Origin of the sequence: Streptacidiphilus jeojiensis, from assembly GCF_042510965.1 — a bacterium.
GTDB classification, from domain to species: domain Bacteria; phylum Actinomycetota; class Actinomycetes; order Streptomycetales; family Streptomycetaceae; genus Streptacidiphilus; species Streptacidiphilus jeojiensis.
The window spans coordinates 1-15,610 of the sequence record NZ_JBEUKS010000005.1; the positions used below are offsets into that span (position 1 = coordinate 1).

Annotated in this window: 14 protein-coding genes and 1 rRNA gene; 11 read left to right on the plus strand and 4 right to left on the minus strand. The window is 70.6% G+C overall.

The window, feature by feature from the left end; translation table 11 throughout:
• Positions 1–102 (minus strand): 16S ribosomal RNA (locus ABUW04_RS14945); the annotation flags it as partial.
• Positions 103–551: 449 nt separating this feature from the next.
• Positions 552–1,859 carry a DUF6986 family protein gene (locus tag ABUW04_RS14950; RefSeq protein ID WP_380565054.1) on the minus strand — a complete coding sequence of 436 codons (1,308 nt, stop codon included), beginning with the start codon at positions 1,857–1,859 and terminating at the stop codon, positions 552–554.
• A gap of 145 nt (positions 1,860–2,004) precedes the next feature.
• Between ABUW04_RS14950 and ABUW04_RS14955 the strand changes: the two genes are divergently transcribed.
• Positions 2,005–3,306, plus strand: a complete 1,302-nt coding sequence (locus ABUW04_RS14955; protein ID WP_380565056.1) for an MFS transporter — start codon at positions 2,005–2,007, stop codon at positions 3,304–3,306.
• Here ABUW04_RS14955 and ABUW04_RS14960 read toward each other — a convergent pair.
• On the minus strand, positions 3,287–4,030 hold the full coding sequence (locus tag ABUW04_RS14960; RefSeq protein ID WP_380565058.1) for an SIR2 family NAD-dependent protein deacylase: 744 nt from the start codon (positions 4,028–4,030) through the stop codon (positions 3,287–3,289). The genes ABUW04_RS14955 and ABUW04_RS14960 overlap by 20 nt on opposite strands.
• 152 nt (positions 4,031–4,182) lie before the next feature.
• On the opposite strand from ABUW04_RS14960, the gene ABUW04_RS14965 reads away from it, so the two are divergent.
• The 8 genes from ABUW04_RS14965 to ABUW04_RS15000 all read left to right on the plus strand — a co-directional run bounded on the left by ABUW04_RS14965 (position 4,183) and on the right by ABUW04_RS15000 (position 11,712).
• Positions 4,183–5,283, plus strand: a complete 1,101-nt coding sequence (locus ABUW04_RS14965) for a cation diffusion facilitator family transporter (RefSeq protein ID WP_380565635.1) — start codon at positions 4,183–4,185, stop codon at positions 5,281–5,283.
• A 207-nt stretch (positions 5,284–5,490) separates the two neighbouring features.
• Complete coding sequence (locus tag ABUW04_RS14970) at positions 5,491–6,225, plus strand: hypothetical protein (protein WP_380565060.1); 735 nt, start codon at positions 5,491–5,493, stop codon at positions 6,223–6,225.
• 82 nt (positions 6,226–6,307) lie between these two features.
• The gene (locus ABUW04_RS14975) at positions 6,308–6,937 is read left to right on the plus strand and encodes a copper chaperone PCu(A)C (protein WP_030266984.1); all 630 of its coding nucleotides are present in this window, start codon (positions 6,308–6,310) and stop codon (positions 6,935–6,937) included.
• A gap of 45 nt (positions 6,938–6,982) precedes the next feature.
• Entirely contained in the window at positions 6,983–7,624 is a 642-nt protein-coding gene (locus tag ABUW04_RS14980) for a LysE family translocator (protein WP_380565061.1), read from the plus strand.
• Between the two features lie 234 nt (positions 7,625–7,858).
• The gene (locus ABUW04_RS14985) at positions 7,859–8,806 is read left to right on the plus strand and encodes a serine hydrolase (protein ID WP_380565063.1); all 948 of its coding nucleotides are present in this window, start codon (positions 7,859–7,861) and stop codon (positions 8,804–8,806) included.
• Positions 8,807–8,954: 148 nt separating this feature from the next.
• Entirely contained in the window at positions 8,955–9,881 is a 927-nt protein-coding gene (locus tag ABUW04_RS14990) for an SIS domain-containing protein (protein ID WP_380565065.1), read from the plus strand.
• Positions 9,881–10,822: a 1-phosphofructokinase family hexose kinase gene (locus tag ABUW04_RS14995; protein ID WP_380565067.1), complete on the plus strand. Its 942-nt coding sequence runs from the start codon at positions 9,881–9,883 to the stop codon at positions 10,820–10,822. The genes ABUW04_RS14990 and ABUW04_RS14995 overlap by 1 nt, the downstream gene beginning before the upstream one ends.
• 56 nt (positions 10,823–10,878) lie before the next feature.
• A complete protein-coding gene (locus ABUW04_RS15000) occupies positions 10,879–11,712 on the plus strand; it encodes a class II fructose-bisphosphate aldolase (RefSeq protein ID WP_380565068.1) in 834 nt (277 codons plus the stop codon).
• Between the two features lie 22 nt (positions 11,713–11,734).
• On the opposite strand, the gene ABUW04_RS15005 is transcribed toward ABUW04_RS15000, so the two are convergent.
• The gene (locus tag ABUW04_RS15005) at positions 11,735–12,514 is read right to left on the minus strand and encodes a GNAT family N-acetyltransferase (RefSeq protein ID WP_030266999.1); all 780 of its coding nucleotides are present in this window, start codon (positions 12,512–12,514) and stop codon (positions 11,735–11,737) included.
• Between the two features lie 277 nt (positions 12,515–12,791).
• Here ABUW04_RS15005 and ABUW04_RS15010 point away from each other — a divergent pair, with 277 nt between their 5' ends.
• Both ABUW04_RS15010 and ABUW04_RS15015 read left to right on the plus strand, forming a co-directional pair.
• Positions 12,792–13,868 (plus strand): nitric oxide synthase oxygenase, encoded by a 1,077-nt coding sequence (locus ABUW04_RS15010; protein ID WP_380565636.1) that lies wholly within the window; start codon positions 12,792–12,794, stop codon positions 13,866–13,868.
• A gap of 403 nt (positions 13,869–14,271) precedes the next feature.
• Positions 14,272–15,609 carry an ABC transporter substrate-binding protein gene (locus ABUW04_RS15015; RefSeq protein WP_380565637.1) on the plus strand — a complete coding sequence of 446 codons (1,338 nt, stop codon included), beginning with the start codon at positions 14,272–14,274 and terminating at the stop codon, positions 15,607–15,609.
• Position 15,610 lies beyond the last annotated feature (1 nt).

Sequence of the window (15,610 nt, forward strand, 5' to 3'; positions counted from 1 at the left end):
CCGTTCGCCACTGATCCACCCCGAAGGGCTTCACCGTTCGACTTGCATGTGTTAAGCACGCCGCCAGCGTTCGTCCTGAGCCAGGATCAAACTCTCCGTGAATGTCTCACGCAAGAGCGGCACGACAGTCAGCGGAATAGCCGACCTCGTGCACTGCGTCCTCGCTATAAATGTAAAACTGTTTTCCCAAAGGAACCTCGACCACCCACAGAATTGCGGGCGGACGGGGTATCAACATTTGGCGTTGACTTTTGGCACGCTGTTGAGTTCTCAAGGTACGGACGCTTCCTTCGAGCGGCTTTCACACCAGCCCTCCGGGCGCTTCCTTCGTTTTCCACCGTACCAGACCGTTTCCGGCCCGTTCCGACGAGTGAAACTCTAGCGGAATTTCTCGGTCCGAGCCAATTCCGCCGTTTTCCCGATAAACGGCATGCCAAAGAAGAGCCATGCCGTCTCATCAGGGGTTTCGCCGCCACCGCTGTCCGCAGGGCAACTCGCAGAACGTTACGGCAGCGGCAGCCCCACTGCAAATCCGCCCCAGCGGTTCAGCCTCAGCGGCCGGCGAGGGCGTTCAGCTGCTGCCGGTCCAGGCCCGCGGCCTTCTCCACCTCGGCGGTGTCGACCGCGCCGCAGTCGAGGCCGCGGAGCAGATAGCTGCTGAGCGCCTTGGCGGTGGCCGGCTCGTCCATGACGTCCCCTCCCCGTCGGGAGACATAGGCGCTGAGGCGGGCGGCGGCCTGGTCGAGGCCCTCGCGGTAGAAGGAGTAGACCGCGGCGTAGCGCGTCGGCAGGTGGCCGGGGTGCATGTCCCAGCCCTGGTAGTAGGCACGCTCCAGCGAACGGCGGACCAGCCGGTGGTGGAGCTGCCAGGCGTCGCGGACCTGGGCGGCGTCACCAGTCGGGATCACATTGGTGGAGCCGTCGGAGAGGCGGACGCCCGTTCCGGCCGCGGCGACCTGCATCACGGCCTTGGCGTGGTCGGCGACCGGGTGCTCCATGCTCTGGTAGGCCGCGCCCACACCGCAGGAGGCGCTGTAGTCGAAGGTTCCGTAGTGGAGTCCGGTGGCCCTGCCCCGGGCGGCGTCGATCATGCGGGCCACGGTCGCCCGGCCGTCGGCGCCGAGGATCGACTGGGTGGTCTCGATCTGGATCTCGAAGCCGATGCGACCGGCCGGCAGTCCGGCCGCCCGCTCGAAGTCCTCGACGAGCCTGACCATGGCGTCGACCTGCTGGGTGTAGGTGACCTTGGGGAGGGTGAGCAGCAACCCCTCCGGAAGCCCGCCGCCGCCCGCAGCCAGCAGTTCGGTGAGGAAGAGGTCGAGGGTACGGATACCGCGGCTGCGGACCGCCGCCTCCATGCACTTCATCCGGATGCCGACGTACGGCGGAGCCGTCCCGTCCGCCACGGACGCCGCCACCGCTCGGGCCGCCCTTACCGCTGCGGCGTCCTCTTCCGCATCGGGGCGGGGGCCGTAGCCGTCCTCGAAGTCGATGCGCAGGTCCTCGACGGGTTCGCGTTCGAGCTTGGCGCGGACCCGGTCGTAGACCTCCTGGGCGAGCTGGTCGGCGGGGCGGCCGACGATTCCGGCCAGCGTGGCCGCGTCGGGGGCGTGCCGGTCGAGCAGGGCGAGGGCCTGGCGTCCCCAGTCGTCTACCAGCTCGCCCACCCCCGTCCCGGCGAGGGCGTCGGCCGGCACGTACACCGTGTGGACGGGCTGACGGGTGCTCGGCTCGCCCGGGTAGCGGCGCGAGAGCTCCGCGTCGACCTCGGCGAGGGCGCCGTCGACCTCCTCCCGTACCGCGTCGGAAAGAGTCGTGCCGTACCCCGCACCGTTCGCCGGGTCGTCATGACGCGCCATCGCGTAGCCCTCCACACTTTCAACAGTTTGTTGATGTGAAGGTATCGGCGGGTCCGGAGGGCGTCAATGGGTGACCTGCAGCTGAAGGCCGGGTTCCGGCGATATCCCATTGACGTCCGTCCCTGGTCCGGGCCATCGTGCCCGGATGCCCGTCGACCCGCGCTCCGCCCTCGCCCCGCTCCGGCATCCCGCCTTCCGCCTCCTCGTCGCCGGGCGCTGGGTGAACACCCTGGGCAGCGGGGTCGCCCCCATCGCGCTGGCGTTCGCCGTCCTCGACCTCACCGGATCGGTCAACGACCTCGGGCTGGTCGTGGGCACCCGGTCGCTGTTCAATGTCGTCTTCCTGCTCTTCGGCGGCGTGGTGGCCGACCGGCTCCCGCGGCACCTGGTGATGGTCGGCTCCGGGGTCCTCAGCGCGGCCAGCCAGGCGGCGGTCGCCGCGCTCGTACTCACCCACTCGGCGAGCATCCCGACCCTGCTCGTGCTCTCCGCCGCGAACGGCACTTTCGCCGCGTTCGCGCTGCCGGCCTCCTCCGCCCTGGTGCCGCAGACCGTTCCGGAGGAGCTGCGGCAGTCGGCCAACGCGCTCAACAGCATGGCCGGCAATGCCGCACAGATCGTCGGAGCCTCCCTGGGCGGGGTGCTGGTGGCCGTCGTGGGCCCTGGCTGGGGGCTCGCGGCGGACTCGTTGAGCTTTCTGCTCTCCGCGCTGCTCTTCCTGCGGGTACGGGTGCCCAGGGGTTCGGCCCGGCCGGCGGAGGGCAGCAGCCTGATCGGCGAACTACGGGACGGGTGGCGGGAGTTCACGGCCCGGACCTGGGTGTGGGTGGTGGTGGTCGCCTTCGGCTTCATCAATGCCGCGCTGGTCGGTGCCACCTCCGTACTCGGGCCGTCGGTCGCCGACGCGACCTTCGGCCGCTCCTGGTGGGGCGGCGTCCTCGCCGCCGAGACGGCGGGCATGGTGGTCGGCGGACTGGTCGCGCTGAGGCTTCGCCCGCGTCGGCTGCTGCTGGTGGGCGTGGTCTGCGTGGCGGCCGAGGTGACGCTGCCGCTGGGACTGGCGCTGCGCGTCCCGGTCTACGCCCTCACCGTGGCCGCCTTCCTGTGCGGGATGTGCCTGGAGCAGTTCGGCATCGCCTGGGAGACCTCTCTCCAGCAGGAGATCCCGGCGGACCGCCTGGCCCGGGTCTACTCCTACGACATGCTGGGCTCCTTCGTCGCCATCCCGCTCGCCCAGGTCACGGTCGGTCCGCTGGCCTCGGCCTTCGGCGTCCGCGGCACGCTCCTGGGCGCAGCCGGAATCATCATGCTGAGCACCCTGGCCATGCTCGCCGTCCGCGACGTCCGGGTCCTCCGCGCGGCCTCAGCAGTCCGAACCCTCCAGACCACCACCACCCAGACACCGGATCCCGCGACGGCGCAGCCGGTCACTCCCCCGCCGAACTGACGAGTCGTCGGACCAGCGCCGGGACGGCCGTGCCGATGGGCTCGCGGATGACCTCGGCGGCACGGTCGTCGTACGGGGTGGGCTCGGCGTTGACGACGGTGACCCTGGCGCCGGCTGCGAGGGCGATGTCGACCAGGCCCGCCGCCGGGTGCACCTGCAGCGAGCTGCCGACGGCGAGCAGCTGGTCGCAGGCGGCGGCGACCGCACGGGCCTGACCGAGCACCTCCGGGTCGAGGTGCTCGCCGAACATCACCGTGGCCGGTTTCAGCACCCCGCCGCAGGCGCGGCAGTCGGGGTCGGGCTCGCCCGCTCCGACCCGGGCCAGTGCGTCCGCCATGTCGCCGTAGGCGCGACAGCGCAGGCACTGGGTCCTGCGGGCGGTGCCGTGCAGTTCCACGACCTTGCGCTCGCTCACCCCACCCAGTTGGTGCAGGCCGTCGACGTTCTGGGTGAGCACCCGCAGCGGGAGCCCCGCCTGCTCCAGTTCGGCGAGGGCCCGATGGGCGGCGTTGGGGCGGGCCGCGAGCATGCCGACCTCGATCCGCATCAGCCAGGCCTTGCGGCGCACCTCCGGGTCGGCCCGGTAGTCGCTGATGGTGACGAGCTTCTCCGCCTCAGGGTCACGACGCCACAGACCGTTGGGGCCCCGGTAGTCCGGAATGCCGGAGTCGGTGGAGAAGCCCGCGCCGCTGAGGACCGCGACCATCGGTCGAGTGGTGGCCATGGCGGAAACGTTAGGACGGGTGCCCCGGCAGTCGCGAGCGGATTTGGCCGCCGGCGAGGGCAACACGCGGATCCAGGCAACACATGAAGGATCTTTCATATGTTCGGGTATCGTGGTGATCGAAGTCAACGGAGGAGGAACCGGTGAGCCCCATCCGCGAGCAGGCGCATCAGGAGCCGGGCCACGGTCATGCCGAGGGCGGCGCCCACGGCCGGGCACACGATCACGACGACCCCGAGCACGACGACAGCCACGGTCAAGACGACAGCCACGACCACGGCAGCCATGCCGGCCACAGCCACGGCGTCTCCGCGGACGCGGACCGGCGGTACCTGAAGGCCGCGCTCGCGCTGATCGCCGCCTTCATGCTCGGCGAGGTGATCGTCGGTGTGCTGGCGAAGTCGCTGGCGCTGATCTCGGATGCCGGGCACATGCTCACCGACGCCGCCTCGCTGGTGCTGGCCCTGGTGGCGATGAGCCTGGCCGCGCGGCCCGCCAAGGGCGCGCTCACCTTCGGCTTCAAACGCGCGGAGATCCTCTCGGCGCAGGCCAACGGGATCACCCTGCTCGGCCTGGGCGCGGTCTTCAGCTACGAGGCGATCCGCCGCCTGGTCAGCCCGCCCTCCGTCGAGGGCGGGATCGTCCTGGTCACCGCGCTGGTCGGGATCGTGGTCAACGTCCTGGCCGCCTGGCTGATCTCCCGGGCCAACCGCAGCAGCCTCAATGTCGAGGGCGCCTACCAGCACATCCTCAACGACGCCTGGGCCTTCATCGCCACCGCCCTGGCCGGACTGGTCGTGATGCTGACCGGTTTCAACCGGGCCGACGCGATCGCGACGCTGGTGGTGGCCGGGCTGATGTTCCACGCCGGGTACGGGCTGGTGCGCGAGTCCGGACGGATCTTCCTGGAGGCCGCGCCGCCGGGGCTGGACCCGGACGCCATCGGCGCGGAGCTGGCGGCGGTGCCGGGGGTGGTGGAGGTGCACGATCTGCACGTCTGGACGATCACCTCGGGGTACCCCGCCCTGTCCGCACACGTCCTGGTCCGCGGCGACCAGGACTGCCACGCGGTGCGGCTGCGGCTGGAGCGGACCCTGCGCGAGCACCACCGGATCGAGCACAGCACCCTGCAGGTCGACCACGCCACCCCGGAACTGCTCCAACTCGGCGTGCTTGGAAAGCCGGGAGCCGACGGCCCGTCCCCGGGCCACTGCGCCGACCCGCACGGAAGTTCTCACCGTCCTGTTACCTGAGCCGCCGGGCGGGCCGGGGCGGCCGATCTCCTCGCGCCGTTACCAAGCTGTAATTTTCTTATATGGTGCATATCGGTACAAAATAAGATCATCGTCTCAGCTTTGAGCTGCACACTTACGGGACGCTAAGCAGCGCACCTACTAACGTGACCGCCGCGGGGACCGTACACGCTGTTTCCAGGGCAAGCCGGAAGCTACTGAGGACCGATGACACAGAAGAAGCCGTCGAACGCCGACCGGCGCCGTATAGCCCAGGCGAAGATCGCCGAGCAGCGCCGCATCGAGGCCCGTCGCCAGCGCAGGATCACGATCTCGTGGGTCGTGGCCGGAGTGGTCGTCCTCGCCGGTGCGGGAACCGCGGCCACTTTCGCCATCTCCAGCACCAACAAGGACAACGCCAAGGCCGCGGTCGCCAAGCAGGCGTCGGACCCGTCGATCGACAAGAGCAGCAACCTGCTCGCCACCACCGCCGACCAGTCGACCGGTGACACCGTGGACGGTGTGGTCAAGAGCAACTCGATGGAGACCACGGTCTACCACATCCACGCCCACCTGCAGATCTACGTCAACGGCGTGCAGAAGAACATCCCCTACGGCGTCGGCATCATGCCCCCGTACTCGCTCAGCGGCTCGGGCTCCTCGGCCTTCGTCAGCGGCGGCAGCAAGTTCTACTTCCTGCACACGCACGACGAGACCGGCGTCATCCACGTCGAGTCCCCCAGCAAGCAGGAGTACACCCTGGGGAACTTCTTCGACCTGTGGAAGCAGCCGCTGAGCACCACCCAGGTCGGCCCCAACAAGGGCACCGTGACGGTCTTCGTGGACGGCAAGAAGTACACCGGCGACCCGACCGCGATCAAGCTGACCGCGTACGAGAAGATCCAGCTCGACGTCGGTACCGTCACCCCGTACAAGGACTTCACCTGGCCGTCGGGCTACTAGTCGGACCGGCAGTCAGTCGGGCGAGCAGTCGACGCACCGGGCAGGGCGACCGGGCAGGACGACCGAGCAGGGAGCAGCGCGCATGGACGCCGAGGCAGACGCCGAGGAGCTGGAACTCGCCGCGCTCGAGCAGGAGGCCGCGCTGCTGGAGGCCCGCGGCCGCCGGCAGCGCGGCGGGGCGGCCCGGCTGCGGCGGCTGCTCCAGCTGCAGGCCCCGGTGCTGGTGGCGCTCGCCGTGGTGCTGCTGCTGTGGGGGCGCAACGCTCCCCAGCCGGCCACGGCGGCCACCGCGGTCGCCTCGCCCGCGCTGATCGGGATGAGCAGCGCGCACCTGGACGTCCCGGCAGCCGGTGCCACCACGCTCTCCGCCTATGTGACGATCCGCAACAACGGCGGGACGCCGGACCGGCTGGTGGGCGCGTCCAGCCCGTGGGCCGGGACGATTAATCTCGTGGACGCCTCCTCGCCCGCCTCGCTACCGTGGATCACCGTCCCCGCGCACGGGTCGGTGACGCTGAAAGCCACCGCGGACCACATGCTGCTGAGCGACCTGAAGCGGGTTCCCAAGGCCGGAGACACCATCCAGCTGAACCTGAACTTCGCGAACTCGGGCACGGTGTACGTGTTCGCGCCGGTGGGTCCCGCCGACAGCCTCACCGTCCTGGACGTGGTGAACGCCATGAAGTACATGGACAAGCTGCCCCCGGAGTAGGTACGCAGTGGTGCGCCGCGCCAGGGGCCCTTCCGGGAGGTTCCTGTGCCGTCCGTCGACCGGCTGGCCGCGTTCGCCGCGGTGTCGCTGCTGCTGATCGTGATACCCGGCCCCAGCGTGCTGTTCGTGGTGGGCCGGGCCCTCGCGCACGGACGCCGCACCGCGCTGCTGTCGGTGCTGGGCAACACCGTGGGCGCGTACGTGCTGGTGGTGGCGGTGTCCATGGGGGTCGGACCGCTGGTGGAGCGCTCGGTGCTGCTGTTCACGGCGCTGAAGCTGGCCGGCGCCGGCTATCTGGTCTTCCTCGGGATCAAGGCGATCCGCCACCGGGGCTCGCTGCGTGAGGCCTTCGAGGCCGACGCCCCGGCACCGCACGGCGGCCCGCGGACCGTGTGGGAGGGCTTCGTGGTGGGTGTGGCCAACCCCAAGACCATGGTCTTCTTCGCCGCCGTGCTGCCGCAGTTCACCGACCGCAGCAGCGGCCGGGTGACCATCCAACTGCTGCTGCTCGGGCTGGTGTTCACCGGTATCGCACTGGTGTCCGACAGTCTGTGGGGGCTGGTCGCCTCCACCGCGCGCTCCTGGTTCGCACGCTCGCCGCGGCGGCTCTCGCTGGTCGGCGGGACCGGCGGGCTGGCCATGATCGGCCTGGGACTGACCGTGGCGGTCACCGGCCGCAAGGACTGACCCGGGGCACCCGGATCCGAGTACCCGTCAGAGCGTGCTCTGCGCACGGGATCGGACGGCCCGTCAGCAGGCGGTCCGTCAGAGGTCGGGAATCAGGGACTGTTTGGCCGAGTCTGCACAATCCTGGAAGAAAATGCGAGCAGACTGATCACCAGTTCTTCCCATCGGCTTCACAGAAGGGTCCCGTCTGTGCCCTCAACCCCTGTGCCCCCATCCCCTGCGCCGTCAGCCCGCGTGCCGTCAGCCTCTGCACCCCCGACCCGCCCGTCCCGCTCCCGGCGACTGCTGGCCGCCCTGGTGGGAAGCGCCGCCCTCGGTGCGCTGCTGCCGCTCGCCGCGGCCGGCTCCGCCGCGGCCGCCGCTCCCATCTGCACGGCGCCGGCCAAGCACGCCGCCGTGGCCGCCAAGCTCTCCCGTGACATCAAGTCAGCCCTGTCAGGCCGCAGCGACCAGGTCGGCATCTCGGTGTACGACCAGAACACCGGCGTCTTCTGCACCTACAACGCCTACACCCACTTCGACTCCGCGAGCGTGGTCAAGGCCGCGATCATGGGCACGGTGCTGCGCCGGGCCCAGGAGCAGCACCGCGGACTCACCTCCTGGGAGACCTCGAACCTCAGGGCGATGATCACCCACTCCGACAACACCGCCGCGACCAACCTGTGGAACAGCGTCGGCCGGACCCGCTTCCAGGCGTTCCTCAACCTCGCCCAGATGCACAGCACCCACCCCGGTTCCGGCGACCTCTGGGGACTGACCCAGATCACCGCCCGCGACGAGGTGCACCTGCTGGACGCCTTCACCGACCACCACGACGCGCTCAACGCCACCTGGCGGGCCTATGCGCTGAAGCTGATGTCCCAGGTCACCCCGTCGCAGCGGTGGGGTGTCCCGTACGGGGCGCCGGGCGGGACGCTGGTCTCCAACAAGAACGGCTGGCTGCCCCGGGCCACCCACGGCTGGCGGGTGCACAGCATCGGCACGGTCACCGGCAACGGCCGCGACTACCGGCTCGCGGTGCTGACCCAGAACAACAGCACCATGTCCTACGGCGAGACCACCATCGAGCGGGTCGCCCTCGCGGTCCACCGCGACCTGGGCGGCTCCACGACCCGGGCCGCGGCCGTCTCCACCCGGGCAGCGGACGTACCGGCGCCGACCGACGGCTCGGCGCCGTTCTGACCCGTAGCCTCCACTGACACCCCGTCCGGCACTGCGCCGGGCGGGGTGTTCCCGTCTCCGGGCTGCACCTGTATGCTCATTTCTGCTTGAAACAAGCAATCAATGAGCAGTATTGATCAGCTGTTCTCTCTGGGGAGGGCCCGCCCACATGTCCTGGACCGCGCAAGAGATCGCCTCGCAGCCCGACTGCTGGCAGCAGGCCGTCGACCGGCTGCCCGAGTTCGCACCGCTGCTCCCCCGCCACGGCGAGCGGGTCGCCGTCGTCGGCTGCGGCACCTCCTGGTTCCTGGCCCAGGCCTACGCCGCACTGCGGGAGACCGCGGGCCACGGCGAGACCGACGCCTTCGCCGCCTCCGAGGCCCCGCTGGGTCATGGCTTCGCCCGCCGCTACGACCGGGTGCTGGCGCTGACCCGCTCCGGAACCACCACCGAGGTGCTGGAACTGCTCGCCGAGGTGCGCGGCACGGTGGCCACCACCGCGATCACCGCCGACCCGGCCACTCCGGTCGTCGACCTGGCCGACGACCTGGTGGTGCTGGACTTCGCTGACGAGCGCTCGGTGGTGCAGACCCGCTTCCCGACCACCCAGCTGCTGCTGCTCCGGGCCCACCTCGGCGAGAAGACCGACGCCGTGGTCACCGACGGCGCGATCGCGCTGACCGCACCGATCGCACCCGAGTTGCTGGACGCCGAGCAGATCAGCTTCCTCGGCCGCGGCTGGAGCTACGGCCTGGCCCGCGAGGCGGCCCTGAAGGTCCGTGAGACCGCCGCCTGGTGGACCGAGTCCTACCCGGCGATGGAGTACCGGCACGGACCCATCAGCGTGGCCCGCCCCGGCCGCGCCGTGTGGAGCCTCGGCGAACTGCCGGACGGCCTCGCCGAGCAGGTCGCGGCCACCGGTGCGCACCTGGAGCAACCGACCCTGGACCCAGTGGCGGAACTGGTCCGGGTGCAGCGGCTGGGTGTCGCGCTGGCCGGGAAACTGGGCCGGGACGTCGACAACCCGCAGCACCTGACCCGGTCGGTGGTGCTCGCCGACGCGGCACCGGGGTCGGCCGCGGGCGCCGACGCCTGATGATCGTCACCGTCACCCTCAACGCCGCGCTGGACACCACCTACCGTCTCGACGCACTCAGGCCCGGAGACACCAACCGGGTCGCCTCGGTGGCCCAGCGGGCCGGCGGCAAGGGCGTCAACACCGCCCGGGTGCTGGCGGCCCGCGGCCGGTCGGTGCTGGTCACCGGCCTGGCCGGGGGCCCCTCCGGGCAGGCGCTGCGGGACGACCTGGACGCCTCCAGCCTGCCGCACCGGCTGACACCGGTTCAGGGAGCCACCCGGCGCACGGTCGCCGTGGTGGCCGACGACGGCGAGGTGACCGGGCTCTGGGAGCCGGGACCGGAGATCAGCGCCGCCGAGTGGCGCCGCTTCGCCGAGCACGACTTCCCCTCGGCGCTGGCGGAGGCCGAGGTGGTGGTGGTCTCCGGCAGCCTGCCGCCGGGCGTTCCGGTGGACGCCTACGCGCTGCTGCTGCGCCGCGCCGCACAACTGGGCGTCCCGGCGGTGCTGGACGCCGACGGCGAGGCCCTGCTGGCCGGTCTGGCCGGACGCCCCGCGCTGGTGAAGCCCAACGCCGAGGAGGCCCGCCGGGCCACCGGCGCCGCCCACCCGGCCGCCGCGGCGGACCGGCTGCGGGAGCTGGGGGCCGTGACGGCGGTGGTCACCGCGGGGGCCGACGGGCTGTTCGGCAGCACCGCGGGGTCGCGCTGGCACACCCCGGCCCCGCGCCGGGTGCACGGCAATCCGACCGGCGCGGGGGACGCGGCGACCGCCGCGCTCGCCATCGCCCTGGCCGAGGGACTGCCCTGGGCCAGGGCCACCGCGGACGCCGCCGCCCTCGCCGCCGCGGCCGTGGCCGCTCCACTCGCGGGCGACTACGACCCGGCGCTCTACCGCGAACTGCTCAAGGCGTCTGACGCGTACTCAGGCCCTCACCCGGGCCTTCACGCAGACCGCTGACGCACACGCAGACCTGAACCGACCTGATCAGAACAGACAGCAGGGGGCTCGACCGCATGCCGCTCACACCCACCGCCCGGATACTCCGCACCGCGGAGCGTGACGGCTTCGCCGCCGGCGCGTTCAACGTCATCCAACTGGAGCACGCCGAGGCCATCCTGGCCGGGGCGCAGCAGGCCAAGGCCCCGGTGATCCTGCAGATCAGCGAGAACGCGGTGGGGTACCACGGCGGGCTGGCCCCCATCGCCGCGGCCGTGCGGGCGGCGGCCCGGGCCTGTCCGACCCAGGCCGCCCTGCACCTGGACCACGCCACCGGGTTCGAGCTCATCCAGGAGGCCGCCGCCTGCGGCTTCGGCTCGGTGATGTTCGACGGCTCCACCCTCCCCTGGGAGGAGAACGTCGCCGCCACCCGCGAGATCACCGACTGGTGCCACGACCGCGGCCTGCTGGTGGAGGCCGAGCTGGGCGAGATCGGCGGCAAGGACGGCGCGCACACCCCCGGGGTCCGCACCGACCCCGGCGAGGCGGCCGCGTTCGTCGCCGCCACCGGGGTGGACGCGCTGGCCGTCGCCGTCGGCTCCTCGCACGCCATGACGGTGCGGGAGGCGGCGCTGGACCTGCCGCTGATCGAGGCCCTGCGCGCGACGGTCCCGGTGCCGCTGGTGCTGCACGGCTCCTCCGGGGTGCCGGACGCGACCATGGCGGCGGCGGTGACGGCGGGGATGCGCAAGGTCAACATCTCCACCCACCTCAACCGCCTCTACACCGAGGCGGTACGGGATGCGCTGGCCGCCGACCCGGCCCTGGTCGACCCGCGCCGCTGGCTCGGACCGGCCCGGGACGCAGTGGCCGCCGAGGTGGCCCGGCTGCTGGGGGTGCTGGCGCCCTGACCCTGGGTCGGGTGCCGCAGCCTCACGGGGTCAGCAGGTAGGGGGTGGTGGTGCTCAGCGCGGCGAATCCCAGCCGCTGCAGGATCGGACGGCTCAGGTCCGAGGCGTCGACCTGCAGGTACTCGTAGCCGGCGGCGGCCGCCTCGCGGGCCCGATGGGCGACCAGGGCGCGGTAGATGCCCTTGCCCCGCCAGGCCGGCAGGGTGCCGCCGCCCCACAGCCCGGCGAAGCCGGTGCCCGGGTAGAGCTCCATCCGCGCCGCGCAGACCGGCTCCCCCTCCGCCACGGCGACCACCATGCTGAGGGTGTCGGGGTCCTCGGCGAGCCTGGTCAGCAGCCGGGCCCGCATCCGGTCGGCGCCGCCGCCGAACACCTCGGCGTGCACCTGCACCACCTGTTCCACCCCGGCCGCGTCGGTGACCCGCTGCAGCTCGACCCCCTCCGGCAGTCGGGCGTCGGTGGGCAGCCCGGCCACCGGGGCGACCATCAGCGTCTCGGTCGGCTCGGGTTCGAATCCGGCCGCGAGCAGCCGCTCACCCAGATCGGCCGGGCCGTCGTGCCCGTACAGCTTCCACTCGAACTCGCGGCCGAGCCGCTTCGCGTGGGCGACCTGCTCGGCGATGGCGGCGTCGGCGGTGGACCCGGTCAGGTCCGACCAGAGCACACCGGCCCAGGTGTCCGCCCCGCCGCCGGTCTGGCGCAGCACGTCGCCGACCCGTTCGACGACGGCGCCGGGGCTGTCGGGCGCTGCCTCCCGACGCATCCGGCGGTCGAACAGGGCGAGTACCTCGTCATGGTCCATCTTGGTCATGGCCTCTATACGACCATCGATCCCGGACCGCAGCCAACTGCTTAATCGCAGGTCAGGACGGCCGAGCGGGACCGGCCCCGGCCGTCACGGCGGGGAGGCCACTTCGGACAGCACCCTAGCCGCTGAAACGTCCCTCCGTACGGACAATCGGACACTCTCCGCGTCCAGCCGGTCACTTGAGGTACCCATGAGGCGGGAGGGATGTTCCTTGCTGTTCAAACGCACCATTCCATCGCACCCCGGGGTCGGGCGACGCCGCCCGCCCGCGCTGGCCGAACGCGTCCACGCCGCGGATGCCTTCATCAGGCAGTTCGCCGAGGAGAACCCCGACTCGGGCGATCCCGAACGCCGCCGACGCGAGGTCCGCCGGGCGATCGAGTCCTACGGCACCTACGAGCACACCACCGACGAGCTGGTGTTCGGCGCCAGGGTCGCCTGGCGCAACGCCGCCCGCTGCATCGGCCGGCTGTACTGGCGCAGCCTGGTGGTCCGCGACCTGCGGCACCTGCGGCACCCGGACGACATCGCCGAGCAGAGCTTCGAGCATCTGCGGCTGGCCGGCAACGGCGGCCGGATCCGTCCGGTGATCAGCATCTTCGCGCCCGACCGGCCGGGCCGCCCGGGCGCCAGACTGCTCAGCGAGCAGTTGGTGCGCTACGCCGACGACCCCGCCAGCGCCGAACGCCTCACCCTGGCCCGGAACCTGGGCTGGAAGGGCGGCAAGGAGGAGTTCGAACCGCTCCCGCTGCTGGTCCAGGCAGCACCGGACCGCACCCCCGAGTACTACGAACTCCCCGAGGACGCCCTGCTGGAGGTGGAGCTGCGGCATCCGCACCACTCCGGTTTCGCCGGACTCGGCCTGCGCTGGTACGCGGTTCCCGCGGTGTCCGACATGAGGTTGGAGATCGGCGGGGTGAGCTATCCGGCGGCTCCCTTCAACGGCTGGTACATGGGGACCGAGATCGGTTCGCGCAACCTCGGCGACAGCGACCGCTACGACCTGCTCCCCTCCGTGGCCGCGCTGTTCGACCTGGACACCGCCAGCGACCGCAGCCTCTGGCGCGACCGCGCCCTGGTGGAGCTCAACCTGGCGGTACTGCACTCCTTCCACGAGTCCGGCGTCACCATGGCCGACCACCACACCGAGTCCGCGCGCTTCCTCGCGCACATCGAGCGCGAGCGGCGCAACGGCCGTTCCGTGCCCGCCGACTGGAGCTGGATCGTCCCGCCCCTGTCCGGCTCGGCCACTCCGGTCTTCCACCGCACCTATGACCCTCCCGACGCGGGGCTGCGCCCCGCACTGCTGCGGCGTCCCGCCAACGACCCCTGGGGGACGTCCGACTGAGTCCGCATCAGCAGGATCGGACCGCAGACGCGTTGGTGCATTGTGCGCCAACGCGTTTGATCTTGTTCATACCTTCATCCCCGTTTGACAGCCCATTCATCCACTGGGCACATCACGGTCTCGCAACGCATCCGGAACGGGGCGTTGACGCCCCTGACCAACTGCCGTAGAACTACCCGTGCGGTCGAGACAAGTTTCATCCTGGTGACTTATGTTAGAAACCGATCGGCCTTAACGGGCTGATCAGGTCCGTCGATTCAGGCAGCTCTCCCCAACTCCCTCCACACCCCCTCCACAGTCGTCGCCGATGGACACAGGCGCTGTGCGTTTGTGTTCCTTTTCGCCTCTCCGCATGCCACGCAGCACTCCCACCACTCATGGAGGCACCATGTCGGACGCAGGGATGTCACCAAGCCGTCGAACCCTGCTCAGGGGACTGGCCGGCGTCGCCGGAATATCCGTCGCGGGCGGACTCGTCTCCGCCTGCAGTTCCTCGGGTTCGGGCTCCGGTACACCCAGCAGCGGCAGTTCGACCGGATCGTCGGGCTCCTCGGGAGCGGTCAGCGGCACCGTGTCCTTCGGATCCAACTACTCCGACCCCGGAGTCAAGTCCGCCTTCGCCGCGCTGTGCACCGCGGCGACCGCCGCGACCGGGGCCCAGATCAAGATCAACACGGTCGACCACAACACCTTCCAGACCGACATCACCGCCTACCTGCAAGGCACCCCCGACGACCTGTTCACCTGGTTCGCCGGCTACCGCATGCAGTACTTCGCGGCGCAGGGGCTGGCCCAGCCGATCGACGACGTCTGGGAGAAGATCGGCGGCAACTTCAACGCCGCCGCCAAGGCGCTCTCCACCGGCCTGGACGGGCACCAGTACCTGGTGCCGCTGTACAACTACCCGTGGGTGGTCTTCTACAACAAGAGCGTGTTCACCGCGAAGGGCTACACCGTCCCCACCACCTGGGACCAGTACCTGGCGCTGGCCAAGAAGATGAAGTCGGACGGGCTCATCCCGTTCGCCTTCGCCGACAAGGACGGCTGGCCGGCCCTGGGCACCTTCGACATCCTGAACATGCGCATCAACGGGTACGACTACCACATCAAGCTGATGAAGCATGAGATCCAGTGGACCGACCCGGGCGTGACCCAGGTGTTCGAGCACTGGGCCGAGCTGATGCCCTACATGCAGACCGGGGCCAACGGCCGGATCTGGCAGGACGCGGCGAAGACCCTGGAGCAGAAGAAGGCCGGGATGATGTTCCAGGGCACCAACCAGGTGGCCGCGCAGTACGTCACCGACAAGGCGGACCTCGCCGACCTGGACTTCTTCGTCTTCCCGGAGATCAACCCCGCGTACGGCCAGGACTACATGGACGCCCCCACCGACGGCTTCATGCTCAGCAAGAAGGCCAAGAACACGGACGCGGCCAAGGCGATCCTGGAGTACATCGGCACCGGCGCCGCCGAGGCCAACTTCCTGAAGACCGACCAGTGGGACGTCGGCCTGGCCCAGGGCCTGTCCGCGCCGACCTACGACGCCATCCAGAAGAAGTCGGTCACCGAGATCGGCAAGTGCAAGGCCGTGGCTCAGTTCATGGACCGCGACTCCGACCCGGCGATGGCCAACGCGATGATCTCCATCATCCAGAGGTTCATCGACGACCCCAGCACCGGCAACATCGCCACGCTGCAGAAGAGTGCTGAGGCCCAGGCGAAGTCGATCTACACCTCATGAG

Bases quoted from the DNA above. Each gene is read 5' to 3' on its own strand.
- ABUW04_RS14950 (WP_380565054.1), bottom strand. From the start codon at position 1,859: ATGGCGCGTCATGACGACCCGGCGAACGGTGCGGGGTACGGCACGACT.
- ABUW04_RS14955 (WP_380565056.1), top strand. From the start codon at position 2,005: ATGCCCGTCGACCCGCGCTCCGCCCTCGCCCCGCTCCGGCATCCCGCC.
- ABUW04_RS14960 (WP_380565058.1), bottom strand. From the start codon at position 4,030: ATGGCCACCACTCGACCGATGGTCGCGGTCCTCAGCGGCGCGGGCTTC.
- ABUW04_RS14970 (WP_380565060.1), top strand. From the start codon at position 5,491: ATGACACAGAAGAAGCCGTCGAACGCCGACCGGCGCCGTATAGCCCAG.
- ABUW04_RS14975 (WP_030266984.1), top strand. From the start codon at position 6,308: ATGGACGCCGAGGCAGACGCCGAGGAGCTGGAACTCGCCGCGCTCGAG.
- ABUW04_RS14990 (WP_380565065.1), top strand. From the start codon at position 8,955: ATGTCCTGGACCGCGCAAGAGATCGCCTCGCAGCCCGACTGCTGGCAG.
- ABUW04_RS14995 (WP_380565067.1), top strand. From the start codon at position 9,881: ATGATCGTCACCGTCACCCTCAACGCCGCGCTGGACACCACCTACCGT.
- ABUW04_RS15000 (WP_380565068.1), top strand. From the start codon at position 10,879: ATGCCGCTCACACCCACCGCCCGGATACTCCGCACCGCGGAGCGTGAC.
- ABUW04_RS15005 (WP_030266999.1), bottom strand. From the start codon at position 12,514: ATGGACCATGACGAGGTACTCGCCCTGTTCGACCGCCGGATGCGTCGG.
- ABUW04_RS15015 (WP_380565637.1), top strand. From the start codon at position 14,272: ATGTCACCAAGCCGTCGAACCCTGCTCAGGGGACTGGCCGGCGTCGCC.